The sequence below is a fragment of the Calothrix sp. FACHB-168 genome, assembly GCF_963889195.1.
Classification (GTDB): domain Bacteria; phylum Cyanobacteriota; class Cyanobacteriia; order Cyanobacteriales; family Nostocaceae; genus Aulosira; species Aulosira anomala_A.
Window position 1 is genome coordinate 125,040 of sequence record NZ_CAWPNJ010000011.1, and the last position, 25,711, is coordinate 150,750.

Sequence of the window (25,711 nt, forward strand, 5' to 3'; positions counted from 1 at the left end):
AAGATTTGCATAGGGAATTTTTGATGTTTTGTAACTCAAATTTTGATCAAAATTCTGATTTTTCCCAAGCATCAGTTATTATCTGCGATCGCTAATTTCAGTTTAACTATAGTTGACATAAATAGCAGTAATACCAAAGGTGGTATTGTTTTTATCTCCACAGCTAGATTTGGTGTAAATTACACCACAAATAGAATATTTATAAATGTATTGTGGAAATAATTATGTCAAATGTATAACAAAACATTTTTAGAGCAAGTATATTTAACTTTCCTCGAGAGTTTTGCTAAACACAGAAAAGACTTGAGTGCGATCGCGCTAACTCCACAGCAGCATCTATGGTTAGGATCTGACGAAAGCTCATCTTTAGAAAGACTCTCGCTCATTGAAAGTAACAAATTTGGCGACCATAAACAATTCCCCATAGCAGAATATATTGATTTACCAGCGCCAGAAAGCGAAGAAATTGATATTGAAGGACTAGCTTATGCAGATTACTACTTATGGTTTGTTGGTTCTCATAGCTACAAACGCCAAAAACCTAAAAGCAAATATACTGATGTAAAAAATATTGAAAGATTAGCAACAATAACATCAGAACCTAACCGCTATATTTTAGGTAGAATTCCCCTAGTAAATGGAGAATTATTTTCATCTTGTCCCCATCCAGATAAACCAAATGAGCAATTAAGCGCCGCTAAACTAGAGTTAACTAACCAGGGTAATTTGCTCATGACAGCCTTAGCAAACGATCCCCATTTAGGCTTTTATATTCAAGCAGCAATTCCGGGAAAAGATAATGGCTTTGATATTGAAGGAATTAGTATTTATCAAAATCGCATTTTTCTAGGTTTGCGAGGGCCTGTATTGCGTGGTTGGGCTGTAATTCTAGAAATCGAATTAGAAAATTCTCACCTGGGACTGATGACATTAAAGTCAATTGGTGAGCAAAACAAAGGATATAAAAAACACTTTCTCTGGTTAAATGGTCTAGGAATTCGCGATTTGTGTCTAGATAAAGAGGATGTGCTGATTTTAGCCGGGCCGACGATGGATTTAGATGGCCCAGTACAAATTTACCGTTGGCAAGTGGGTGCGAATTCAGCAGAAAATACTCTGAGTTACCCAGAGTTTGTCCAAGATGTTCCCTATGGAAAGCGGGAAGATCATGCAGAAGGTATGACTCTATTTAATGATGTCGCTGGTAAACCTTCATTGTTAGTAGTGTATGACTCTCCGGCTAAGAATAGGTTAATAGGCGATCGCAATGTTATGGCCGATTTATTCGAGATCATCATAGATTAGTAGAGATTGCTTGGACAGGACAGGTAGGAATACACTGTTCGCAGACAATGCAGCGCGATCGCGTGAATGTTAATTTATATGTCTCTGGATGCAGAGTCAGCGCTTCTGTGGGACATACCCCAGTACACAAACCACAATGGACACAAGTATCTTCATCGATGATAATTTCGCCCAAGGTGTGAGAGACATTGATATTTTGCGATCGCATCCATTCAATCGCCGCATCTAGCTGATCGATATCTCCCGATAGTTCAACCACTAATTTACCTATTTGATTAGGTGCAACTTGGGCACGGATAATATTAGCAGCTACGTTAAACTCTTTTGCCAGTCTATAGGTTACCGGCATTTGCACAGCGCGTTTGGGAAATGTTAAGGTTACTCGTTTTTTCATAGATTTGTCGGTTGTCAGTTTTTAGAGACGCGATGAATCGCGTCTGGGGACATCCAATTTTTTAAATACCCAATCAATTTGTAGTGCGAGCATCTTGCTCGCTTTAGAACAACAGCGAGCAAGATGCTCGCACTACGGAATATGGGTAATTTATTTTTTGTAAGTCCCCTGTACAATTGTCTTCCCTAGTCCCTAGCCCCTTCCGCTAAACTGAAGATGATCCTGCTTAATAAGTTTTAATAATTCTGTTATGACACCAGATTCACCTGTTAATCTTCCAGCCAAGCCTGAATCAATTGTAGGCGGGCGCGTGAGAAATTTCTTAGTCGCTATAGTCGCGATCGCTCTTAGCGTTGCTTTAGTTTTAGGATTGCGAACGGAAACAACTACAGCTTCTCTCTCCAAGTTAGGCGAATCCTCCACACCCCTAGAAGTTGCGATCGCTAACGGTAAACCCACGCTGGTGGAATTTTACGCTGATTGGTGTACAGTCTGTCAAAAAATGGCTCCAGATATAGCTGAGTTAGAACAGCAATATGCTGACAAGCTAAATTTTGTCATGCTGAATGTCGATAATACCAAATGGCTGCCGGAAATGTTGAAATATCGGGTAGATGGAATTCCCCATTTTGTATTTTTGGGTAAGGATGGGGAAGCGATCGCTCAGGCGATTGGCGATCAACCGCGTACCGTCATGGCTAGTAATTTGGAAGCTTTACTAAGTAATTCTCCTTTACCTTATGCCCAAACTAGCGGCAAGGTTTCTAAATTTTCCGCACCAGTTACACCAACAGCTAGTCAAGATGATCCCCGCAGCCACGGTTCTCAAGTGGTTAATTAATCGTATTTTTATCAAAAAACAGCTTATTTTACCCTCTTAAGCACTACCTGTTTAGGAGGTTTTTTATGGTCATTTTCATCACAATTAAATTTTTATATTGCTGATATATCCTGATATTTACTTATGAATAATATCACAGTCAGATTAGATTATATTTTCCTAAATATGTAGATATAAAAACAAAAACTTTCACTATCATTATCCAAATAAATAGGCTATTGTAGCTTATTACTGTAGAGATTCACTGGAGAATGAGAAAAAATCAGCCTACGGATTTTGAGAAGATAACTTTGGTATTAGATAAACTTGTGATTGATTAAGTTAGAACTTTATAATTTTCCCAGTTTGTTCTGATAACTACAACTGCTTGATATTTAGCAAAGTATATTCAAAATATGCTGGCGTAATTACTAGCGTTAATGACTCAGGATCTAAAAATTTGACTTAAATTTGGTTATGGCGTTAAATTTCGAGAAAACGACAGTAATTGAGCTAAAAAGCATCAAGCAAGTATTTAAAAAAGTAACGACCATAAACTCATCTGATTTGTTCCAATGTCGATTACTCAAAATCCCTACAAACTCTATCAAGTAAAATTTCTATATTTTGTCATATGAATACAACAATTCCCAAAAACCGTACACAAACGGCTTTAATTACTGGTGCGGCTAATGGTATCGGCTACGAATTAGCTTATATTTTTGCGATGAATGGCTACAATTTGGTATTAGTAGATAGAATTGCTCATAAATTAGCTGAAGTCGCCGATAAATTCCGAGAGCAATTTGGCATTTTTGTCAAAACTATTGTCAAAGATTTATCTATCCAAACATCACCAGAGGAGATTTTTCAGGAATTACAACAAGAAGTAATTCAAGTTGATGTGCTGGTAAATAATGCGGGATTTGGGATTCATGGGTTATTTAATGAGACAAACTTAAATACTGAATTAGAAATGTTGCAAGTAAATTTAGTATGTCTCACTCATTTAACTAAGTTATTCCTGAAAGATATGGTCAAAGAAGGTAGAGGAAAAGTCTTAAATCTGTCTTCGGCTGCGGCTTTTCAACCAGGCCCTTTAATGGCTGTTTATTTTGCAACTAAAGCCTATATTTTATCATTTTCCCAAGCACTAGCGAGTGAATTAGAAGGTACTGGTGTAACTGTCACAGCTTTATGTCCAGGCCCTACACAATCAGCTTTTCATGAAAGAACGGGAATTGCTGGTGCTAGACAGGTAGAAAATAATAATATGATGGATGCAAAAACAGTGGCTAAAATCGGTTATCAGGCGTTAATGGCTGGTAAAACTGTGGCTATTCCGGGGTTAAAAAATAAATTACTGGCGGAACTTGTGAGATTTACACCCAGGAATTTGGTCACAAAAATTGTCAAAAGTATGCAAGAAATTAAATAATCAGCATGAGTGATGCGATCGCATGTAAAGTGCGATCGCCCAATCCCAATTATCTCCCCTTATGGCATAGGATGGAATAGCAAATCTGGGAAGACGAAGTTAAAAATAGCCCAGGTAGAGAAGGCGATTGATATAGTTAAAACCGCCAGCACAGGTGCGAGTGAAAGGTATTTACGGAAGTAAGATTGTTGATCGTTGGCTTTCTGCATAGAGAAACCTCTAATACCATTTAGTAATTACATTGGAAAAGTGCGGTAAACGGAACATTCCTATTTTTGTGAGATATAAATCACTGAAAAAATATCTCTGTTTTTCTCAGCAAGAGAAGTCCGTGAATCAGAAATTCGACCGCACAACCAAAAGATTAATTATTAATAATTTTGGGAACGTCTAACTCAAGTAATGCTTTGTATTAAATCCTGTTGTAGTCAGGGTTACTTCAAATTAGCTAAGAGTCAAAAGTTAATATACCTGAAATTATTGGCGTAGTCAGGGAATAGGGAACAGGGAAGAAGGAATACTCTAGCAATCCTCAATGATTTATATCTATTGTTCTAGATTGTTGTTTTGATATGAATCTAAAATCCCGCTACGCATAATTAGCTGCGGCCAAATTAATAAAAAGAAACCCATCCAAATTAATATCGGGATAGAAATCAGCACCGTTAACCAAATAGTTTTAAAAATTAACCAACTACCACTAATGATAGTTATACCTGTGAGGAGAATAGACCAAGGCTGACACCACCAAGGTTTATAATTCCAAGGACTTAAGGGCTTATTTTCAGTCATTTGAGAATTATTTTTACTCAATAATTTTGTATATTTGGCAATGCCAACCATATCATGATTTGGCTGGGCATTGCTATGTAGATTTTCACCCATCAAAATACTAGCCTTGAAAAGAGAATTACACTCACACCAACCATCAACATTTCTCTTCCTAGTGCCTAAACCCTACCTTCCGTTAGGTTTCCAATTTGGCAATGGGATATAATCATCTGTAAGAATATCGTAAACTCGGATTTCACCACCAGGATTGAAGACGCGAAATAGATAAATTGTATCAACGTGGTCTACATGATTCTCTACTACACGAATTGTGTAATAGGGTGTCTCTGGCGTTGGGGAACTGTCAAGCATCGTTGCTACGCGAATAGTTCCGCGAGATAAGCGTTCAATTTCTCTGGCTTTGCGTTTAACTTGTGGTAGTTTCTCAATTAACTTTACAGCTGCTTTCTCGTCAATTTCACTAGAACTTTGAGCAACTTTTATCGCCTGCTCTGCGGTAGAATCTGGAGATATCTGGACATAGTTGATCCCCATTTGAGCATGATTTATCGTGCTTTTAGCAATGGCTGATTGCCCTGCTACTGCTAGGAAAAATGTAATCACTAGAGGACTATAAGTCAACCTCTGCATAACCCTACCTATCAACATTCTGATTTGCTCTAAATGAGAACTCGTTATAAATTCAGCATATCGGCAGATGAATCAAATTGTCATCTTCATCAGGAATAATATTGATAATTTGGGACTATGGTATTAATAATCATTAATAATATGGTAATTTACGGTTGACATTGATGCGCAATCAGTTTCGCCAATTCATTTACCAGATTAGGCGAAAAATAATATACAAACATTCCCTATCAAAATGTGTTTTTATACCCATTTAAAAGAAGAATAGGAAAGATGGTAGGGGCATGGCACTGCCATGCCCTCTAGAATATATTGATGTGCTGAAAAGCTATTGAAATTATTATTATAATAAATTTATGTATGCATCAACTAAAAGTAGCACCAAAATTTTTAAATAAACCTGATTTACAGCATATTTCAGATAAATGAGGTACGCGCTTTTGGGCATGGCAGTGCCAGTGCCCCTACAATCAACGATTATCTGTACCTCACCCACTGGCAATCTGCTTTAATAGTCAAAATTTAGCTTTTTTTCCAAAAAGCATAATATAAAATTAAGCAAAAATATCAAATTTTATAAATTTAGCGAGAAACAAAAATAGGTTGGTTTAGGGAATTCCAGCAATTAAATTATCCAGTTTGGAGAGTGAAGATAAATATGAGATGCTTCTAACTCTGCTGACTGTGCTTACACAGGAATGGGATATTTTTAGTCGGAAATCCCTGAGCAACGTCTATCTCTCGACTACTTCCCGGACTAATTGTGCCAATTTATCTGCACTATCGGGAATAGCGATCGCTTTTGCTTTCTCTCCCATTTTGGCTAACTCTGTGGGGGAGTTCAACAAGTTTAAAACTTGAGTTTGCAAAATTTCCGGGGTTAACTCCGATTGTTTAAAGGCTAAAGCTGCGCCGGCTTGAGTAAAGACCTTAGCATTATAGGTTTGATGGTCTTCGGCGGCAAAGGGGTAAGGAATCAAAATCGCTGGTGTTCCACACACCGCCAATTCTGTTAAACTACCCGCACCAGAACGGCTAATGGCTAAATTTGCTCGCCGCAACAATGCCGCCATATTGTTATAAAACGGCAAAGCTATATACTGGGGATGTTTTAAACTATCCGCTTCTGGATCGTTCTCGCCAGTTAAATGCACAACATAAGCGCCAGTATCAAACCAAGCTGGTGCGGCGGTGCGAACTAACTTATTTACCGCCACTGCGCCTTGGCTACCACCAAAGACAATTATTAAGGGAACTCCATCAGGAATGGGTAAATCTAGGGATGGGTGATGATTGTCATCTAAAAATTGCGATCGCACTGGCGTACCCACATATATATTTTTAGCACGGGGTAAATACTGGGCAGCTGCTTCAAAGCCTATAGCCACAGCATGACACCAAGGGCCAAAAAATCGGGTTACTTTTCCCGGTAAAGCGTTAGATTCGTGAAAAACTACGGGAATTCCTAAAGAACGCGCCGCAATCACCGCCGGGCCTGCAATATAACCGCCGGTGGTAAATACGCCTTGAAATTTTCCCTGCTTGAGGATGCGTCTAACTTTGAGAACCGAACTCAGCAGTTTACCTAAAATAGGTAAAGAGGAAATACCAAAACCTTGCTGAAACCCCTCAACTGCAATAGTATGCAATTGATACTGCTGAGGAACCAGCTGAGTTTCTAAGCGATTGGGTACGCCCAACCACTGAATATCATATTCTGACAGTTTTTCTGCCAGAGCGATCGCCGGAAATAGATGTCCGCCAGTCCCACTGGCTGCTACTAATAATCTAATCGGTGCTTCTTCTACCATTAAACCTCTACCATTTATTGTTTAGCTTCACTAAGATAAAACAATTTCCTACCTTATCAAGTAAAATCAGTAAACTCTTGCCAATGACTAAGATTATTACCTTATTACTGAAACGCTACCGCAAATTCCCCGCTAGCATCTGGCTAATTTTATCCATACTGACAGTGAGCATTGCAAGTACTTGGCAATCTAGTCAAGCTAGTACGCCACGCAACTTACAACCAGCCAAAAAACCCATATCCCAAAGACTAGCCGCCGAGAAATACGCCCAAAACGCACCTGCGCAATTAACGAATTTGTTAACACAAATTGATGCAGCCGCCAACCAAGGTGATGTAAAAAAGGTAATCGAATTCTACAGCCCTAATTTTACTCATGGCGACGGTTTAAATCGCCAAACCCTAGAAAAAGCCTTAATTGACCTCTGGAAGCGATATCCCAAATTAAGATACACTACTCAGTTGCAATCTTGGCGCACTGAAGGGAATGTCATTGTCGCGGAAACAGTCACAAATATCAGTGGCTTACCTTCTGCTAACAGTAATAATATGGCGCTGAATGCCACAATTAAGTCCCGTCAGCGCATCTCAGGTGGTAAAATCGTCCGTCAAGATATTTTGACCGAACGGACTTTACTCACTTCTGGTAGCAAACCACCGCAAGTTGATGTTAAGTTACCACAACAAGTGAGAGTTGGACAGCAATATAATTTTGATGCGATCGTCCAAGAACCACTAGGTGATGAATTCCTCTTAGGAACAGCCATAGAAGAACCTATTCAAGCAGATAAATATCTCAATCCCACACCTGTAGATTTAGAATTACTCAATTCTGGCGGTTTGTTTAAAGTCGGACGCGCTCCCTCTACTCCTGGTAGTCAATGGCTTTCAGCCGTAATTTTACGGGGAGATGGGATGACAATGATAACTCAGCGTTTACAAGTGGTGAAAAAATAAATTTAGGGGCTAGGGGCTAGAAAACCCAACAAAATAATATAAATGTTGGGTTTTCTTCTGCAAACACGACTGGCTACAACTACTAGGTAATATTTGCTTCTAACCAGCCAAGTAAATCCTCTAGTGCTGAAAAATCTAACAAAGCCTCGCCCAGTGCTTCTAATTGCACTAGGGAAAGCGATTGAATGCGTTCTTGAACTTCTGGCGCTAACTCTCCCACCCGTTTTTTTATTTGACGTAGCACAAGCTCTTGTGCTTGTTTTTGTCTACCTTCTTGCTCTCCGCGTTCGTAGCCAATACGTTCACCAGTGGTTACATAGCTCATAGTTCGCTCCTGTTCAAATTGCTTAAATTCTTGCCAAAACTCCGCTTCCAATGCTTTTGGTAAAATCATAACCCAGTCGATAAATCGGTAGAGGTTACGAATATCTTTTTCTTGCAGTCCTTGTTCGTATAATCGCCGAATTAAACTGAATTTCCAAGTTTTGCGTTCTCCTGGTTTTTTACTTGTCTGCTGTGTCTTCAAATGTGCCATGACAACCGTTGCAAATGGGTTATCGCTGGCTTCTAATTCTGTCCATCTGTTTTGATAATCGAGAAGTTTGATGGTGCCAAATTCAAAATTTAGCTTGGTATCGGGATAATTGTAACTGTATTGATTTGGTCGCCAATTTGGGTCAGCATCGCACAAAATCGCCAAGCTAATTGCTGGTTTACCAAATTTGTCAAATATCCGCAGGTTATAAGAAAACATTCTTTGGGCAAAATTATCTTCTGATTTGGCTTGAATTTCTACATGAATTAACAGCCAAATTTCTTCTCCTTGTATTTGCCAAACTTTGACTAATTTATCTGCATATCTTCTGCCTTGTTCGGCATCACGGACTATTTGCTGAAATTCTTTATCTAAAAATTCATGGGGACGTTCCCAGTTAATTAATTTGGCTGTTTCTGGGAAGAAAAAATGCATAGCTTGGGGAAAGTATGCTTCTAATATTTCTTTCCACGGTGAATCATTATCGGCTCTTTCTATTTCCTCAGTCATCTGGATTTCTAATTAAATTTTAGCTATGAGCTAGGAGCGATCGCACTATCAGAATCAAATCAATTATGAATTGTCAAATTTAATTTGGTATTTCCCAGGGGTAATAGGTTACAATTTGCCCGTCTGGCATAATGGTGTCTTCCAAGACAGCATCTTTGATAGCATCGTCCAGAATAGCTCCTTTGAGATTAGCACCACTGAAGTCAGTATTCTCCAAAATAGCATCTCTAAGATCGGCTTCAGTAAGATCAGCATCAAGCAATCCAGAACCGTAGAGATTAGCGCCTCGCAAGTTGGCTCTTTGGAGTTTAATACCTATCAAATTAGATTGTGCCAATTCAGCACATGTAAAGGTTATCTCGCTTAGGTTGAAACCACTCAAGTTAACTCCAATCAAATTAATAGCGCTAAAATCTCTCTTCCCAGCAGCATAAAGCTCTAACAATTCCTCAGCAGTCATATCAGTCATAACTTACCTCTTGAAATAAACATTTCTTAGAGACTTCCAAATAAAAAAATATTCCAATCATTAACTTACCAAACCCGCAACTCGTAGGGGCGGGGTAACCCCGCCCCTACAATTTGGCATAATTTATTTTTTGGAGTTTCCTGATAGCAATTGACCCAGGTAATGGTCTAACCTACACTTGGAACTTTGGCTCACCGGACAGACCATCTCTTCCCCAGTTGTGTGATATATTCTCAATCAGCAAGCGTATTCTGACGCTCAGTGGACTTTTAACTGATTGCAAATGACTCATTACCAAAAGCTACTCAGAGTTTCCACTACTGGCAAGTCTTTTCAAAATATCACCTCAAAAATTGAAGCGATTGTTGCCGAGTCGGGGGTGGAAACTGGTCTTTGTACTCTATTTTTACGCCACACTTCCGCTAGTTTAGTGATTCAAGAAAATGCTGACCCTGATGTGTTGGTAGATTTGGCTAATTTTATGGCGAAACTTGTACCAGAATCAGGCAAGTACATTCATGATGCGGAAGGGCCTGATGATATGCCGGCTCATATCCGTTCAGCATTGACTCACACTTCCGAACATATCCCCATTAATCGCGGTCATTTGGTACTTGGAACTTGGCAAGGAATTTATGTTTGGGAACACCGTCAGCGAAATCATGTTAGAGAGTTAGTTGTCCATATCTCTAGTTAGAATTTTAAAGACTGTTAACAGTCAACAGTCAACCGTCAACAGCCACTTAAAAGCAAAATAGCTGATGGCGATCGTTAAATATTACTTAAGCCACAGTTTTCTTGGCGCTTAATTAGGCATAAAATAGTTAGCCCGCTTGTGAGCTACTAAAATTTCATGAAAATTGCTGACTTAATTACGTGGTTTGAAGAATGGGCGAATCCGGCTTGGTGTGAAAGCTGGGATAATTGTGGTTGGCAGGTGGAGCCGGGGATTTTACAGGAATCTGCTAGGGTTTTGGTGTGTTTGACGCCAACTTTGGCGGTGATGGAAGAAGCGATCGCATCTCATGCTAATCTAATTTTTGCCCATCATCCCCTGATTTTTGCTCCTGCCAAATCTTTCCGCGTTGGTGATGCGATCGCGGATATGGTACGGTTAGCTTTTCTCCACAATATCGGCATCTACAGCGCTCATACCAATTTTGACCAAGTACAGGACGGGACGGCTGATGTTTTGGCGCAAATTTTAGAATTGAAGGATGCAACGCCCATTGTCCCTACCCAAAATGGCTTAGGATATGGTCGAGTAGGCACAATCGAGCCTGTGATGAGTTTAAAGGATTTATTGGCAGTTATCCACAGTCGCCTTACTCCCAAGAATTTGCTAGTTTCCCCATCTGCTGATTTACAACAAGAAATTTCGCGCATTGCTGTATTAGGGGGTTCTGGCGCTAGTTATATTTCGGCGGTTGTCAAGACTGGTGCTACTGCTTATCTGACTTCTGATTGTAAATTTCATCAATTTCAGGAAAGTCGCGATCGCAATTTGATTTTAATTGATGCTGGTCATTATGCAACCGAACGCCCAGCTTGCGATCGCTTGGTGCAAAAATTACGGTATTTAAATCTCGATTGGGTAAAGTTAAGCGATCGCGATGAGGATTTCCGCCAGTTTTTCCCTTAGTTAGCTATAGTTTAGGATTTATTTAACCAAATAGCTATCGGCATTTACTGAAAAATCATGTATATTTGATTATCATATTCATTAGTCTGATTTTCATTTCGTTTGTAGAAAACTATGGCTGGTTTATTTCTCAACTGTATTAAAATCAAGGCGATTCAGTGGTCAGATAGTATGGGTTTTATCTATGATGGAGATCACATAATCGTGTAATTATAATCACTATGGGCGCTGTTTTATATCAGTTTGGGAAATTAGGGTTTATTCCATACTGGAGGTAACAAATTGCTTACTAAGCCCTAATCAACATGATTCGCACAATTGTTGAATCTGCTTTCCAAACTGGATGTCTGAGTGTTGAATCAGAGGGTCTACTGCATCAAGTTCTGGCAACGAAGTGTTATCAGTCTGACGATTTGCTAGCCCTAACCGAGTTATATGCAGCGGTTCGTGCTGGTCAAATTAAGCGAGAAGCATCCTCTACAGTACTCATGGAATTTCCCTTAAAGAACAAATCTTGCTGATACCCCTACAAAAGTTGACTTTGGCGTTGCGTAGTCGCTCCTAAACGGGACTTGTCACATCAGTCAAATAACCCTCAACTTAAAAACTCTTGGCTTGTTATTGTTTAAAACCATTCAGGACAGCCAAAGAATGAGTTAAGATCAAATACATAGGGGTAAAAGTACAGCCGAGTTCCCGGACTTCCCAGCAATGCCAATGACTACAAGTAGGCAACTCAAACAACCGCAACCAATGGTTATATTGGAGTATCTATTATTACATAATGGTAGGCATAACTCACCAGCAAGGATTAACCTAGTTAGGACAAATCCCGAATTGTATGACTTCTACGAAGAATACATTCGCTGAATTACCCTGAAGGAGTTTTAGTTTCACCCACGCGATGGCTAGGCGGTGATGACTCTAAAAATCCTGAGATTCTGACAACTAGGAGCAAATCTTGGGTGAGGGTCACAACACTTAGTTATTCGTAACCGTAAAACTGACTTCTTAAGGTTATTATGCACTGGGGCATAACCCAGATTTTGAAAGGTTTAACTACGTTGTTTAAAAAGGCAGAAGCAGTACATGCTACACCGCAAGATTTATCAATTGTGTTGCGATGGGCGGGAGGTATGTGTATTCTTGCGGGACCAGCAACGCTGGATAGAACGCGCCCGCATCATTGATATAGAGGGAGATTTAGTGACCCTACGCTATGAAACAGAAGAAGAAGATGAAGTTTGTTCTTGGGAAGAAATGGTTCGGCTGGAAAGTATTGGTGCTGTAACCCAAAAGCTAGCGTCAGTACCTCGCGGTAATGTAGAACCTCTGATGACCGAAGATTGTCCGGAAGCAGAGCGTATCCGCAACCGTTACACTGACTCTAATCCTGAATAATTCCAAATAGTCGAAAGTTGAGAGTCCAGGGTCAAGATTTCCACTCTGGACTCTTAATTTTTGGGCATGGGGCATTGGGCATAAAAAGTCAAAAGTCAAAAGTCAAAAGTCAAAAGTCAAAAATATTTCTGAATACGTGAATGCGTGAATTGATTTTGTCCTCCTTGTCCCCCTTGTCTCCCTTGTCTCCCTTGTCTCCCTTCTACTCATTTTCCATCAACCTCTCATAGGCGGGACAGTAACCTTCAAGGGTGACTTTGAAGTTATACAGGGGGGAGTTGGGATTCCAGCAACGCTGGCCGCGTTGATGACGACAATTACCACAACAGTCTACATCTGTCAAGATGTAGCGATCGCTGTTTTGATTGAGTAGTTCTCGCTGGGATAATCCCCTTAAGACTAATTCTTCCCCTTGCCAACGGGCTTCGATTAAACCTGTATCGGCAAATTGTCGCCAACGGGGATCGGCGGTAATTGTGTCGGGAAGGCTAATTGTGATGATGCTGTCGGATTCTGTGAGTTCGCCTTCGTAGTTGGTTTCTGGGGCGGCGGGTTGGATAAATGTATCGCCAATTGGCAATTCTACTAAAATACCGGCGGCTGGGGAATGAAGATGATAGCGGTTTTGTAGTTCTTCTAAACTGGTTAAATCTGCTAGGTAGGCTGGGGAACCGTGGACAAAAACGACATGCTGGGGTCGTAAATTATGGATTAATTGGGTAGTTCCAGGTCCATCGCTATGTTGGGCGAGGAGATAACCTTCAATGGTGGTGGGTGCTAAATATTTTTTTTTAACTTTTATATCAATTTTTTCTGGCAGGAGAATTAGCCAAGGGCCTGTTTCTGGCTGACAATATTGGGTAAAGTCGGCTGTGGAGTCTGTGAGAACTATACAGGGTGTCTTCCCGATATGGGGACGATGTTCTGCTTGCAACCGCCGCACACGAGGACGTACTCTTTCATCCCAAAATAACGGTTGATGACGGGCGAAGTTTTGAACTGATGGGGGGAGATGGGGTAATAGTTCTAGATAAGCATCGCAGCCTTTAGCGACAGCACCATCTACCCAAATATCTAAATCTCTCCCTGTAAAGTGGTGATGGCTGCGTAATAGCATGAGCAGTTCTTGACCTAACCCTAATGCGGGTGTGGGCAGTATAACAGAACTGCGATCGCTAATTGCGCGATAAATTCTTTCGGCTAATTGATTTTCTTGGTTGCGGCGGTGGGTATGGCGTGATGTGCCATAAGTACCTTCAATAATTAAAGCATCTAGCTCTAAGCCGCGTAATTCTTCTAATCTCAAACCTTCCACTAACCGGGAGTTAGATAAGAAAAAGTCTCCTGTATATAGTAACTTGTAGGAACGCTGGGAGGTTGTGTAGGTAAGTAAAATCGCCACCGCCCCTGGAAGATGTCCGGCGGGAAACAATTCTGCTACTAACCCTTCATGAAATTCTACAGGCGATCGCAATGGTAAGGCTTGACAAAATTGGGGAATTTCTTGAGGATCTTTTTCTAGCCAGTTTAATGATAGCAACTTGCTGGTTACTTCACTGGCGTAGATAGCTAATTGGGGAAAAGCCTGATGCAGTGCTAGCAAACCCCTAGCATGATCCGGGTGAGCGTGACTAATCAACACTAAATCCACTGGTTGGGAGGAATTGCGTTGACGCGCCAATTTTTTTAACTCCCTCACCAGTGAAGAAATATCCCCCAAACCACAATCTAACAGGATGCGATACGGCCCCATCCGTATCAATAAACATACGCCCTCATCATTGTGTTGGACACTATAAGGTAAACATTCTAGTTCGCTAGTTCCCTCATCAGCATCAACACGAGAGGACGACGAAATTCGATCCCTCATGTTCTCCTCCCCTTAAACCTCATCGTCATGGAAATATCCCAAAAGCCAAAAATTAAGGGGTTGTTTTTGGTTTTGTGAACTAGGGGTAAGTTTCATTTTGCGCCCCTTCACCCTGAAAATGCGGATTTTTTTGATGGGGGAGGATATCATAGCCTAACCCGGCCCCAGTTCGGAAAATTGGTTAACTTTTCCGAAGTTCAGAGGGTCAAAAGCCGATTTTCAAACCTCTTTTAATGTGCAGAACCATTGCCGTGATAGTTATCGGAATCATAAAATCCATTTTTTGTGCCAAAAAACAAGCACAAAACTGTGAATACGACTGTTAATCCCACTAAAATCAGCTTTACATCCATCGGTTTTCTGCCCTCTACTAAAAGACTTTCATAATATTAATAGAGCGCTCCAGCATCAAGCCTGAAACACTAGAAAATCTTTACTATGCTTAGGTTGATTGCGAATAGGTAAATTTACTGCAATAAGTTCAGATTGTAGACTTTTTCGCTCAACCTGTCTATCTATCTATATACCACTGTTAGGCTCACACTGTACAACTCTGATGTTGTAAAGAGTGGTGTTTGGGTTGTTTGGTAAATATTCCCCAGCCACTCATTTACTCAACTTGCGCTTTTCCATTGGCAATACATATTGTATTTCTAGTTTTTATTTAATTTATCTATGCTTCTGACTTCAGGTTTGATGATTACTTGGTAAATATAAAGATTCTCAATATCTTTATCCGTATACTTAGACAATTTATGGTAAATTAATCAATATTTGATGAAATAATGCCATGATTCATCTTAAATCCTCCCAAAAAGTTAAAATTGTTGGTTTATTTAGTATTTTTGCTATAGCTGGCATAGGTTTAACTGACACAATGGCTAAAGCTCAAGATGCAGCAGTATTAGCTTGTGTTAAGGAATATACTAAGCTGGGCATATCTCCTGATGCAGCACTAGCTGAGTGTAAAAAAAATGCCCTAGCTGACTGCGTGAAACGTTTAACGAGTGCAAAAGTTGTTGCTAAAGCCGTCTCAGAATCAAAAGACGGCTACCTTATAGATTTAGGTGATAATGAATCTAGATGGTTAGAAGGCCCGGCTTGGAGAGATAAGGGTTGTAAAGCTAACACCCAAGGACAGTATAAAAGACAAAGCGATAACCACCGCACTTTTTGGGGGGATCAACGCTCTTATGAGTGGTTTAGACAAGGTTTTTGTACACAGTCAGAGATTAAGTTAGAACAAAACTATTCTCTTGAGGAAGCGAAAACACTTTGTGAGTTAGGTGATAAAGCTGCTATTGGCGAACCGAAATTTAATTCAAAGGTTCAAAATCGCGAAATTTAAATCAATTAAAAGGTATTGAGCGCTTTCGCTAGCGCTGACTGCTATTACTTATTTATTTTCCAAATATTGTTTAAAACGTCTGAGTCATCAGGCGTTTTTTAGTTTTGAGGTTGGTTAACTCTACCATTTTGTTTTAAATTTGCAAATTATGCTTGATTTAAAAATTGCTGAAACCTATACGTAGCAAGAGTTTCTTAAAATATTTGCTTAATACTTAAATATAGTATGTATATATTTTATTGAGTGTCTACATTTTACTGAAAATATTTTGTAAACTTAATAGTTGTATACATACTATTTATGTACGTAAATTACATAAATAAAACATCTAAATGTCCAAACATTCAATAAACATCTAAACATCTGAATGTTTATTTAACATCTAGATGTTTAGATATGCAGTAGAATCTTGGGATTATTTGCGAGTACTTGAAAATGATTATTACGGTAGCGGCTTTTAAGGGAGGCGTAGGTAAATCTACTACCGCGCTACACCTGGCGACATACTTACAAAATACGGCTGATACATTGCTAGTAGATGGTGATTTGAACCGGAGTGCGTTGGATTGGTCGAACCGGGGTTGTTTACCATTTAAAGTTGCGGATGAAAAGCAGGGAATACTTTTAGCAAAACTTTACGAACATATTGTGATTGATACACCAGCTAGACCAAACCCAGATGAATTAAAAACTATTGCGCAAGGTTGCGATTTGTTAGTTATACCTACGACTCCAGATGCGATCGCACTAGCTGCAACTATGCAAATGGTTGAATCTCTCAAGCAATTTAAAACTAATTATCGCATTTTACTGACTCTGATTCCTCCTCATCCCAATAAAGCAGGAGAAGAAGCGAGAGCAGCTTTGGAAAAAGCCGGAATACCGATATTTAAATCGGGAATTCGACGGTTGGCTGTATTTCAAAGAGCTGCTTTAGAGGGTGTACCTGTGAATGCAGTCAAAGATTCTTACGCTCATATTGCTTGGCGCTGTTACGCTGAGGTAGGTCAGGAAATAACAATTCAAAATTCAAAATTCAAAATTCAAAATTAAAGAGATTTTCAGTATAGATTTAAACCCACATTGAAAATCTGCTACTTGTAGATAAAGATGTATTCAAACGAATTACGAATTACGAATTACGAATTATTTTTGGAGGATTTTATTGTGAATAATAAGAAAAAAACTAGTCGTTTTGATGATTTAATTGATGCTGCTCGCAGTCGTCAACAACGAGACAATCCACCAATAACTGAGACTCAACCTACTTCTTTAAGCAAAAGTACTAATCCCGAATATATCCGCACTACTATTTATCTTCCGAAAAATTTACATCGAAAATTAAAAGCTGCTGCTGTTTCTAGTGAACGACAAATGAGCGATATTATGACAGAGTTAGTTGAACAATGGTTGTCGTCTCATAATCCCAATCAAGAATAGACTTCTTGTATAAATATTTTGGCTTTTTTGACGGCGTTGCTGATTGATGGGATGATTTTTATCTCACGCAAAGGCGCAAAGGCGAGGCAGTGCGTTGGGCGGGTTTCCCGACTTGAAGCAACTGCCGTTGCAAAGAATCGACTTTTAGTTTTGTCCAAAAGTCTGAATTCATCCCGCAAATATGCAACGCCTTTTTGACTAATCATTAGAAAATCTCACGCATAGACGCAAAGAAGAAGGCGAAAATTAGGATTTTTGCAAGAGACTCCATGAGATGCGCTCACAAGGAACAATAAAAATGAATCTTCTGACAACTGACAACTGACAACTGACAACTGACTAAAACACAATTTCTTCACCGCGTTCGGTAAAACGCACATCTTTAATTTTCCATTGAGCGTTACTTGTTAATGTTTTGCGGACACTACCAAATAATGCAAATTGTTCGCAACTTGAAAGGGAAGCTATTTGGCGTTTTGAGTTAGGTGCTACGCGCAAATCAACGGTAGCAACGCCATTTTTCACGTTAATTCGATAACTCGATAAGCTAAAATCCCCTGAATCTCTTTTCTCTAAAATTTTACCTACCGCAGCTTTTACAGGCTCATCGGCTGATACTGGTACTTTTTGGGGAATTAATTGCTGACATTGGGTATCACTTGTATATAAAGTGACATCTGTTGTTTGGTTGCTGGTGGTGGGAGATTCTGCGGGTGTGGGTGTATCTGTAGGGGATTCTGTAGGAGTGGGTGTCTGAACGTCCTCTGATTTGGCTCTGAATTGCGCCATACTGGGGGTTTGGCTGGGGGATGGGGATGATATGGCAGCTGTTGTGGTTGGCGCGGGTGTTTGGCTAATATTCTCTTGATTAGGGGTGGGATTAGAGTTACAGCTGCTCAGGCTAGTTGCGATCGCAGCTGCAATAAATCCTAAAAAATATCTTTTTGTTGTATCAATTGTGGTATGCATAATTTTATATTTGTTGGGTTGTGTTATTAACTTCAGTGTTATTAAGTTTATTTCCGTATAATTTTATAGCTTTTGCTAACTTTGGCGCTAGTTGAAGCTAGCTTTACTTTTGGGTTTGTCATCGTTTATTTTCAAGGCTATAGCTACTTTTAAAGCGTAAAATTTACAGTAATTAGAAATTGCGAGAATTACTTATGTCTAGCAATGAATCTACTACTTACGACCTCCGTAATGCTGAATGGGATGGTGTGGGAATTGATCAATGGGAACCATCTAAGTGGAAACAATGGAAAGCTAAACATGCTTCATCTGATGAAGGTGTGAAAGCCGAACGTGAATATTTAAGAATCAAACACGCTGTTGCACAAGCTAACTCGGCGTTAAGTTTGGATAGGGTGAAGGTGAAACTTAAGCTCACTAGTGCTAAAACTATTGGCTTACAGGGGACTTTTCCCTGTAAACCGGGGGATGTTGGTAAAAATGGGAGTCCAAGTAAGCAGTATACCATTTCCTTTGGTTTTGTTGCTAATGATGTTGGTGTAAAAACGGCAGTCGTCAAAGCTAGGGAATTAGATTTATTATTAATCACTAAGCAATTTCGTTGGACGCCAGAATTATTAGGTAAACAAGCGCAGAAGATAGCGTTACCCGAACAGGAGAATTCTACCAAGCTTATTGGTGAATGGATTCAAGATTATGAGCGGGAATTTTGGAAAACCCATGAGCAGAATCGCCAAGGTATACGTACTTGGGAAACTCATTATTGGCGACATTTGAAAAAGCTACCTCAAGATTTACCTTTATCTTTATCTGCTTTAGAGAAAGCGCTGGAAAAAACTAAACCTAATACATCTGGTAGATTTTTTTTAGTATGGCAATTAAAGAAGTTTTGTGAATTTTGCGGAATTAATGGGTTAAAAACTATTGCTGCTTATGCTACTCCTAAACCGGAACCAACTATTCGGAAAGTTCCCACAGATGAAGAGATTATTCAAGGCTTTACGCAAGTGGGAATGCCTTTATCAACCTATGCTATTAGAGAGAATTTTACGCTACCAGAGCAATGGCAATGGGCTTATGGTATGTTAGCAAGTTATGGCTTAAGACCTCATGAATTATTTGCTGTTGATATCGAGGCTTTTATTAATCCTAGTAATACTTTTCATTTAGTTTATTTAAACCCTAGTTTAACTCAGGGGACGAAAACCGGCGAACGTAGTTGTGGAATTCCGCCTTTACATCCCCATTGGGTAGAATTGTTTGATTTAAAAAATATTAAGTTTCCTTACAATGAGGGAACGCTGAGTAATAAAACTGCAAAACTGCATATTAGATTTAGAGCGGCTAATTTAGGTTTTCGTCCTTACGAATTGCGTCACGCTTACGCTATTCGCGGACATCGCTTGCAGGTTCCCATCAAAACAATGGCAGATTATATGGGACATACAGTGCAAGAGCATACTAAGACTTATCAAAGATGGATGAGTGAGGATGCTAATTTAGCAATTTATCGAGAAGTTGTAATTCATCGACAAGGTACAACTAAGGAAGCTTTGAAAGCGAGAATTAGTGAATTGGAAGCGGAGACTCAGGCGTTGAAAGCGGAAAATGCTACGTTGAAAGCATTGCTAATTCAGCATCAATTGGGTGAGTTGTTGACTTAAAATTAGTCATTGGTCATTTGTCATTGGTCATTTGTCATTGGTCATTATTTTTTTGTGTCTCTACTCTATGGATTAAATTCTTTGTCAAGAAGAAATTACGAATTACGAATTATCAAGATTGAATTGGGAACAATAAAGCTTGAAAGTTAATTTTAGCTCCCAATTAGGCAAGTAAAAATAATTATGGCTTGCAATCTCATCTCTGTAGATAAAAATACCTATGAATCTCTGCAACAAGAATTAATAGAACTACGTCAGGTAGTGGAGTCTAATAGTTACTTGAATAGCCTCCAGTCTAGTCTACAGCAGATGCGGTTGTTTATTGACTACATACCAGCTGCGATCGCTGTTTTTGATTGCCAGATGCAGTACCTTTGTGTGAGTCGGCGCTGGCGAGAAGATTATAACTTGGGTGATGCAGAAATTATCGGTCGCTCTCACTATGAAATTTTCCCAGAAATTCCCCAGGGTTGGCGGGAAGTTCATCAACGTTGTTTAGCTGGTGCTAGGGAAAAATCTGCTGAAGATTTCTTCATCGGTGCTAATGGTAAACCTGAATGGGTGAAGTGGGAAATACATCCTTGGTATGAAGCATCTGGGGAAGTTGGCGGAATTATTATCTTTACGGAGGTGATTACTCATCGCAAACAAGTAGAAGCAGAACTTAAACAACTCAATGAAGAATTAGAAGCTAGAATTGCAGAACGTACCGCCGCTTTACGTTGTACTGAAGCTAGGTTACAGCGATTAGCAGATAATGTTCCGGGGATGCTGTACGAATTTTGTCTGTATCCAGATGGGAAGATGTCTTTTCCCTATGTTTCTTCTGGATGTCGCGAAGTTCTTGAAATCGAACCGCAACAGATAATGGCAGATGCTTCCTTATTATTTTCCCAGATTCACCCAGAAGATGATTCGCGAGTATTCCAAGCGATGAATTACTCCGCGCAAACCCTAGAAAATTTTGAACAAGATTGGCGGATAATTACGCCTGATGGGTTGGAAAAATGGGTAAAAGCATTTTCTCGTGTTGAACGTCAAGCGGCTGGGGAAATAATTTGGTATGGTTGTTTAATTGATATGAGCGATGCTTATCGGGAAGCTGCGCAACGCAAATATGCGGAAACTCAATTACAAGCACAAGAACTGTTTTTACGCAGTATTTATGATGGTGTTTCCCAATTAATCTTTGTGGTGAATGTTCTGGAAAATGGTGAACTGCGGTTTGCTGGCTGGAATTCACCGACAGAACAAGCTACAGGATTTAGTAATGCACAGATAATCGGTAAGACTCCAGAAGAGGTATTTGGGGAGATTGACGGTGTAGCTATACATCAACGATATCAAAGCTGTATCGCTCAAGGTGTGACTATTACCTACGAAGAATGTCTCATCTTTTTCGATGAAGAAACTTGGTGGTTTACGACAATTAATCCCTTAAGAAATCACGCGGGTGAAATTTATCGGCTTGTCGGCACAACTTTTAATATTACTGAGCGTAAACAAGCAGAAGAAGCACTCCAAGCTAGTCAACATTTTATCCAAAGAATTACTGATTCTTCTCCCCATATTCTCTACATTTTTGATTTGGAAGAACAGCGTAATGTTTACGCTAATCAAGAAATTGTCAAGCTTCTGGGTTACTCAAATGCAGAGATTGAGCAGATGGGAGATAATCTACTTCCTACTATTATGCATCCAGGCGATCGCGAAACCGTCGCCCATCAGCATGGAAAATTTCTGACTGCTGACGATGGGGATATTATTGAGTTTGAATATCGCATCAGACGCGCCAATGGCGATTGGTGCTGGCTTTACACTAGAGAAACTCCTTTTCACCGCAATGAAGCGGGGAAGGTGAAACAAATTCTTGGCGTATCAACTGATATAACTGAACGCAAACAAGCGGAAATTAAATTACAACAACAAGCGCAGAATTTAGCAGATACATTGCGGGAATTACAACACACCCAAATTCAACTAATTCACAGTGAGAAAATGTCCTCTATTGGGAATATGGTTGCAGGTGTTGCCCATGAAATTAACAATCCGGTAAATTTTATTCATGGTAACTTAATTCCGGCGAGCGAATACACTCAAGATTTGTTGCACTTGGTAGAACTATATCAAGAATATTACCCCAATCCTCCAGAAGACATTGCCGCAGCAATTGAGGAGATTGACTTAGAATTTATCAAAGAAGATTTAGTCAAACTTCTGCAATCCATGCGGGTAGGAACTCAGCGCATTCGAGAAATTGTGCTATCGCTGCGTAATTTCTCCCGCTTGGATGAAGCTGAATTTAAGCTGGTGAATATTCATGAGGGTATTGATAGTACTTTGATGATTCTCCACAATCGTCTCAAGGCTAAACCAGAGCATCCAGAAATTGTTATTTTGAAAGAATATGGTGAACTTCCCCTGATAGATTGCTATCCGGGGCAATTAAATCAGGTATTTATGAATATTTTAAGTAATGCTATTGATGCTGTAGAAGATATCAAAAATCCCCAAATTCGCATTTGTACGGAAGTTATTAATAGTCAGATAGTAGCGATTCGGATTGCAGATAATGGTAAGGGAATTAATTCAGAAATTATTTCTAAGTTATTTGACCCTTTCTTTACTACTAAAGATGTGGGTAAAGGAACTGGTTTAGGTTTATCAATTAGTCACCAAATTGTAGTTGATAGACATGGTGGTAAATTATCTTGTAATTCTACACCAGGACAAGGTGCAGAATTTGTGATTGAGATTCCTGTGACACAGTAAGAAGTATCGCAGTAAATCATGCAAAATATTTCATTAAAATTGTTTATGGTGCGCCCAACGGCTATTTTAAATGTATGATGAAATTGGTACTAGTTAGGTGAATTTTACCAGCGAGGCAAGTTATGTTACTTAAACTCAACCAGCTAATTGTACCTGTAGGACATCAATTATTAATTAAAAATATATCCTGGTCAATATACAAAAGTATTTTGGCTGAATTGGGTGAAAATCGCAGTTCGCGGATATCTTACAGTCAGGGAATGTTGGAAATCATGGCTCCACTACCAGAACATGAAGTAAGTAAGAAAATTATTGGCAATTTAGTAGAAATTCTACTAGAAGAACTTGATATAGACTTTTGGAGTTTGGGATCTACTACTTTTGATCGAGAAAAAATGGATGCTGGGGTAGAACCTGATGATTGTTTTTACATTCAAAATGAAGCGGCTGTAAGGGGGAAGGATAGAATTGATTTAACTGTCGATCCGCCGCCTGATTTAGCGATTGAAATTGATATTACCTCGCGGACGCGGTTTAATAATTATGAGGTGTTAGGTGTGCCGGAATTATGGCGATGGAAGGGCAATAGATTAGAAATTAATGTGATGATTAATGGTAAATATGTAGCCTCTACTGCTAGTGCAATTTTTCCTAATTTACCTATTACTCAAGTTATTCCTGAATATTTAATGCGCAGTAAAACTGAGGGGAGAAATGCAGCGATGAGAGCGTTTCGTGCTTGGGTGAGGGAGCAGATATAATTGTTGTTTGAGAGCTTTTTTATAATTTTATCAATCTCTTCGTAGGTTGGGTTGAGGAACGTAGACGCGGAGCGGCTTCCCGTAGGGTAACCCAACATCGGCGCTTGGTGTTATGCGAGGAATGTTGGGTTTCGCAAAGCCTCAACCCAACCTACTAGCTACAAATTGATTGGGTATTTAAAAAATTGGATGTCCCCTAGCTTTTTTATAATTTTATTAATCTCTTCGTAGGTTGGGTTGAACGAAGTGAAACCCAACATCAGCGTTGGGTGTTGGGGTGGGAATGTTGGGTTTCGTTCCTCAACCCAACCTACGTCTGATTAGTTTTTTGAAAGATTTTTTTCCGCCGAAGGCGGGGAATGAAGGGAAAAGAATAAGAAGTGTAAAGGGCAAAAGGGCTAGAGTGCAAAGGGCAAGGAATTCTCACGCTACAGCAACCTCAACTACGCGAGCCACCGCAACTACGCGAAAACCCACAAGATTGTCACGATACGCGCGGGAGAGGGCGTTGCGACTCGCAGAACGGCAATTCTTGGCGTTGTTATTCCAAGAACCACCACGCAGCAACTGATAATTGTTATCATTACCACTCAGCCATGCACTGCCGTCTGTGGGCGCACCTTCGTAATTATGATGAGATTTATCTAGACACCATTCCCATATGTTGCCATGCATATCATATAAACCGAAAGGGTTTGGTGGAAATTTTCCTACAGGTGTTGTTTTGAAACGATATTCACCTTTGGGTGCGGAGGTGTAAGGGTAACTTCCAGTGTAATTAACTAAATCAGTGGTAATGGTGTCGCCAAAATAAAACGGTGTGGTTGTTCCTGCACGACAAGCATATTCCCATTCGGCTTCGCTGGGTAGTCTGTAGGTGCGTCCTGTTTTTTGGCTTAACTTTTGACAAAATTCAACCGCATCAGCCCAACTCACATTTTCTACTGGTCGGTTTTCACCTTTGAAGTGAGAAGGATTATTGTTATTACCAAGAAGTTTCTGAAAAATGTTACCACCCATAACTGCTTGATATTGCGCTTGGGTAACTGGATATTTACCCATGAAGAAGCCAGGTACTGTTACCTGATGCTGTGGACTTTCATCATTGTTTCGGTGTGCTTCAGTCGTTGGCGAACCCATGATAAAGGTTCCCCCTGGTATCTGCACCATTTCTAAGGTGACACCATTTCCCAAATTTTCGACAAAGTATTTCGCTTCACGATTCTGGCGGTTGGTGATTTTCCCTGTAGCATTTACCGTTACAACTTCAAATTGAAAACTTTTGAGGGCTAAAGCGGTTGTGGTATTTTGGTTGGGTATGGGTACTGCAAGAATTGTGGGCGCAAGAGGTTGATTTAATAAATTTATAGCTTGTAACGCTTCTGTCGCATTTTGATAACGTTGAGTTACGCGACGACTCACCATTTTTGTTAATACTTGGGCAAAGCAATCGCTAATATTTACCCGATTCTGCCACATTACTTCACCATTTTCATCATCATCTAATAAATGTGGTGGTATTCCTGTCAGTGCTTGAATACCCACCATGCCAATGGCGTAGATATCGCTGGCTAATTTTGGTCTACCATTGAATTGTTCCAAAGGCATAAAACCCGGTGTCCCTACCCCCATAGTCAGGCTAGTTTGTCCGGAATTCTGAAACATTATCTGCTTGACTGCGCCAAAGTCTATTAAGATGACTTTTCCATCGAGGCGACGACGCATGATATTTTTGGGGTTGATATCTCGGTGAATAATGTTTTGTTGGTGGACAACTACCAACACTTCTAAAATTTCTGCTAAAAGCTGGATAACTGTTGTCTCAGGAAAATTTTTTCCCGGGGTGATGATTTTGGTGAAATCATCGCCATCAATAAAGTCCTGTACTAAATAAAATTCGTTCCCTACTTGAAAATATTCTGATAATTTGGGAATTTGGGGGTGAAGATTTCCCAAATTGTACAGGGTGGCTGCTTCTTGCTCAAATGAGTTTTTTACCCATTCCAATTGTTCGTCGGTGAGGTTTTGTGTTTTCAGGCGCTTGACGACGCACTTGGGTTTAGGATTGATCGGTATACCTAAATCCTCTGCTAGATAGGTGTCTCCAAACCCACCGCTTCCCAGAAGTTTGATGATTTTGTAGCGATTGCGGAGAACTGCACCATTCAGCATCCGATTTACCTA

At 39.8% G+C, this 25,711-nt stretch carries 26 protein-coding genes; 15 read left to right on the plus strand and 11 right to left on the minus strand.

Annotated elements, in window-relative coordinates:
- The first annotated feature begins 231 nt into the window (after positions 1-231).
- Positions 232-1,305: a DUF3616 domain-containing protein gene (locus tag AACW45_RS05200; protein ID WP_190631748.1), complete on the plus strand. Its 1,074-nt coding sequence runs from the start codon at positions 232-234 to the stop codon at positions 1,303-1,305.
- On the opposite strand, the gene AACW45_RS05205 is transcribed toward AACW45_RS05200, so the two are convergent.
- Positions 1,295-1,699, minus strand: coding sequence for an NIL domain-containing protein (locus AACW45_RS05205; RefSeq protein WP_096641900.1), 405 nt, complete (start codon positions 1,697-1,699; stop codon positions 1,295-1,297). The two genes, AACW45_RS05200 and AACW45_RS05205, sit on opposite strands and share 11 nt — an antisense overlap.
- A 250-nt stretch (positions 1,700-1,949) precedes the next feature.
- On the opposite strand from AACW45_RS05205, the gene AACW45_RS05210 reads away from it, so the two are divergent.
- Positions 1,950-2,540 carry a thioredoxin family protein gene (locus AACW45_RS05210; RefSeq protein ID WP_190631750.1) on the plus strand — a complete coding sequence of 197 codons (591 nt, stop codon included), beginning with the start codon at positions 1,950-1,952 and terminating at the stop codon, positions 2,538-2,540.
- A gap of 613 nt (positions 2,541-3,153) precedes the next feature.
- The gene (locus tag AACW45_RS05215) at positions 3,154-3,957 is read left to right on the plus strand and encodes an SDR family NAD(P)-dependent oxidoreductase (protein WP_190631752.1); all 804 of its coding nucleotides are present in this window, start codon (positions 3,154-3,156) and stop codon (positions 3,955-3,957) included.
- A gap of 59 nt (positions 3,958-4,016) precedes the next feature.
- Here AACW45_RS05215 and AACW45_RS05220 read toward each other — a convergent pair whose 3' ends face one another.
- The 4 genes from AACW45_RS05220 to murG all read right to left on the minus strand — a co-directional run bounded on the left by AACW45_RS05220 (position 4,017) and on the right by murG (position 7,190).
- On the minus strand, positions 4,017-4,166 hold the full coding sequence (locus AACW45_RS05220) for a PsaJ protein (RefSeq protein WP_190631754.1): 150 nt from the start codon (positions 4,164-4,166) through the stop codon (positions 4,017-4,019).
- Between the two features lie 337 nt (positions 4,167-4,503).
- Positions 4,504-4,749 (minus strand): DUF6737 family protein, encoded by a 246-nt coding sequence (locus tag AACW45_RS05225; protein ID WP_190631756.1) that lies wholly within the window; start codon positions 4,747-4,749, stop codon positions 4,504-4,506.
- A gap of 165 nt (positions 4,750-4,914) precedes the next feature.
- Positions 4,915-5,397 carry a hypothetical protein gene (locus tag AACW45_RS05230; RefSeq protein WP_242045633.1) on the minus strand — a complete coding sequence of 161 codons (483 nt, stop codon included), beginning with the start codon at positions 5,395-5,397 and terminating at the stop codon, positions 4,915-4,917.
- A gap of 716 nt (positions 5,398-6,113) precedes the next feature.
- Positions 6,114-7,190, minus strand: a complete 1,077-nt coding sequence (murG, locus tag AACW45_RS05235; RefSeq protein WP_190631758.1) for an undecaprenyldiphospho-muramoylpentapeptide beta-N-acetylglucosaminyltransferase — start codon at positions 7,188-7,190, stop codon at positions 6,114-6,116.
- 83 nt (positions 7,191-7,273) lie between these two features.
- On the opposite strand from murG, the gene AACW45_RS05240 reads away from it, so the two are divergent.
- The gene (locus AACW45_RS05240; protein ID WP_190631760.1) at positions 7,274-8,146 is read left to right on the plus strand and encodes a nuclear transport factor 2 family protein; all 873 of its coding nucleotides are present in this window, start codon (positions 7,274-7,276) and stop codon (positions 8,144-8,146) included.
- A gap of 82 nt (positions 8,147-8,228) precedes the next feature.
- Here the strand turns inward: AACW45_RS05240 and AACW45_RS05245 are convergent, their stop codons facing one another.
- Positions 8,229-9,191 (minus strand): DUF4351 domain-containing protein, encoded by a 963-nt coding sequence (locus tag AACW45_RS05245; protein WP_190631763.1) that lies wholly within the window; start codon positions 9,189-9,191, stop codon positions 8,229-8,231.
- A 79-nt stretch (positions 9,192-9,270) separates the two neighbouring features.
- Positions 9,271-9,660: a pentapeptide repeat-containing protein gene (locus tag AACW45_RS05250; RefSeq protein WP_190631765.1), complete on the minus strand. Its 390-nt coding sequence runs from the start codon at positions 9,658-9,660 to the stop codon at positions 9,271-9,273.
- 283 nt (positions 9,661-9,943) lie between these two features.
- On the opposite strand from AACW45_RS05250, the gene AACW45_RS05255 reads away from it, so the two are divergent.
- The 5 genes from AACW45_RS05255 to AACW45_RS05275 all read left to right on the plus strand — a co-directional run bounded on the left by AACW45_RS05255 (position 9,944) and on the right by AACW45_RS05275 (position 12,703).
- Positions 9,944-10,357: a secondary thiamine-phosphate synthase enzyme YjbQ gene (locus AACW45_RS05255; protein WP_190631767.1), complete on the plus strand. Its 414-nt coding sequence runs from the start codon at positions 9,944-9,946 to the stop codon at positions 10,355-10,357.
- 156 nt (positions 10,358-10,513) lie between these two features.
- Positions 10,514-11,302: a Nif3-like dinuclear metal center hexameric protein gene (locus tag AACW45_RS05260; protein WP_190631769.1), complete on the plus strand. Its 789-nt coding sequence runs from the start codon at positions 10,514-10,516 to the stop codon at positions 11,300-11,302.
- A gap of 305 nt (positions 11,303-11,607) precedes the next feature.
- Positions 11,608-11,823: a hypothetical protein gene (locus AACW45_RS05265; protein ID WP_096641911.1), complete on the plus strand. Its 216-nt coding sequence runs from the start codon at positions 11,608-11,610 to the stop codon at positions 11,821-11,823.
- Between the two features lie 196 nt (positions 11,824-12,019).
- Positions 12,020-12,172: a hypothetical protein gene (locus AACW45_RS05270; protein WP_190631910.1), complete on the plus strand. Its 153-nt coding sequence runs from the start codon at positions 12,020-12,022 to the stop codon at positions 12,170-12,172.
- Between the two features lie 219 nt (positions 12,173-12,391).
- Positions 12,392-12,703 carry a DUF6679 family protein gene (locus tag AACW45_RS05275; protein ID WP_086765716.1) on the plus strand — a complete coding sequence of 104 codons (312 nt, stop codon included), beginning with the start codon at positions 12,392-12,394 and terminating at the stop codon, positions 12,701-12,703.
- 202 nt (positions 12,704-12,905) lie between these two features.
- On the opposite strand, the gene AACW45_RS05280 is transcribed toward AACW45_RS05275, so the two are convergent.
- Positions 12,906-14,573, minus strand: a complete 1,668-nt coding sequence (locus AACW45_RS05280; RefSeq protein WP_190631771.1) for an MBL fold metallo-hydrolase — start codon at positions 14,571-14,573, stop codon at positions 12,906-12,908.
- 790 nt (positions 14,574-15,363) lie between these two features.
- On the opposite strand from AACW45_RS05280, the gene AACW45_RS05285 reads away from it, so the two are divergent.
- The 3 genes from AACW45_RS05285 to AACW45_RS05295 all read left to right on the plus strand — a co-directional run bounded on the left by AACW45_RS05285 (position 15,364) and on the right by AACW45_RS05295 (position 17,361).
- Positions 15,364-15,921: a hypothetical protein gene (locus AACW45_RS05285; RefSeq protein ID WP_190631773.1), complete on the plus strand. Its 558-nt coding sequence runs from the start codon at positions 15,364-15,366 to the stop codon at positions 15,919-15,921.
- Between the two features lie 435 nt (positions 15,922-16,356).
- Positions 16,357-16,974 (plus strand): ParA family protein, encoded by a 618-nt coding sequence (locus AACW45_RS05290; protein WP_190631775.1) that lies wholly within the window; start codon positions 16,357-16,359, stop codon positions 16,972-16,974.
- A 114-nt stretch (positions 16,975-17,088) separates the two neighbouring features.
- Positions 17,089-17,361 carry a CopG family transcriptional regulator gene (locus tag AACW45_RS05295; protein ID WP_190631777.1) on the plus strand — a complete coding sequence of 91 codons (273 nt, stop codon included), beginning with the start codon at positions 17,089-17,091 and terminating at the stop codon, positions 17,359-17,361.
- Here the strand turns inward: AACW45_RS05295 and AACW45_RS05300 are convergent.
- Together AACW45_RS05300 and AACW45_RS05305 are read right to left on the minus strand one after the other, a co-directional pair.
- Positions 17,352-17,567 (minus strand): hypothetical protein, encoded by a 216-nt coding sequence (locus AACW45_RS05300; protein WP_190631779.1) that lies wholly within the window; start codon positions 17,565-17,567, stop codon positions 17,352-17,354. The genes AACW45_RS05295 and AACW45_RS05300 overlap by 10 nt on opposite strands.
- Before the next feature lie 133 nt (positions 17,568-17,700).
- Entirely contained in the window at positions 17,701-18,330 is a 630-nt protein-coding gene (locus tag AACW45_RS05305; RefSeq protein ID WP_190631780.1) for a GerMN domain-containing protein, read from the minus strand.
- A gap of 194 nt (positions 18,331-18,524) precedes the next feature.
- Here AACW45_RS05305 and AACW45_RS05310 point away from each other — a divergent pair, with 194 nt between their 5' ends.
- From AACW45_RS05310 to AACW45_RS05320, 3 genes are all read left to right on the plus strand, one after another.
- Positions 18,525-19,994, plus strand: a complete 1,470-nt coding sequence (locus AACW45_RS05310; RefSeq protein WP_190631782.1) for an integrase — start codon at positions 18,525-18,527, stop codon at positions 19,992-19,994.
- Positions 19,995-20,177: 183 nt separating this feature from the next.
- Positions 20,178-22,766: a PAS domain-containing sensor histidine kinase gene (locus AACW45_RS05315; protein WP_190631784.1), complete on the plus strand. Its 2,589-nt coding sequence runs from the start codon at positions 20,178-20,180 to the stop codon at positions 22,764-22,766.
- A 122-nt stretch (positions 22,767-22,888) separates the two neighbouring features.
- A complete protein-coding gene (locus AACW45_RS05320; protein WP_190631786.1) occupies positions 22,889-23,527 on the plus strand; it encodes a Uma2 family endonuclease in 639 nt (212 codons plus the stop codon).
- A 423-nt stretch (positions 23,528-23,950) separates the two neighbouring features.
- Here AACW45_RS05320 and AACW45_RS05325 read toward each other — a convergent pair whose 3' ends face one another.
- The gene (locus AACW45_RS05325; protein WP_190631788.1) at positions 23,951-25,699 is read right to left on the minus strand and encodes a bifunctional serine/threonine-protein kinase/formylglycine-generating enzyme family protein; all 1,749 of its coding nucleotides are present in this window, start codon (positions 25,697-25,699) and stop codon (positions 23,951-23,953) included.
- Positions 25,700-25,711 lie beyond the last annotated feature (12 nt).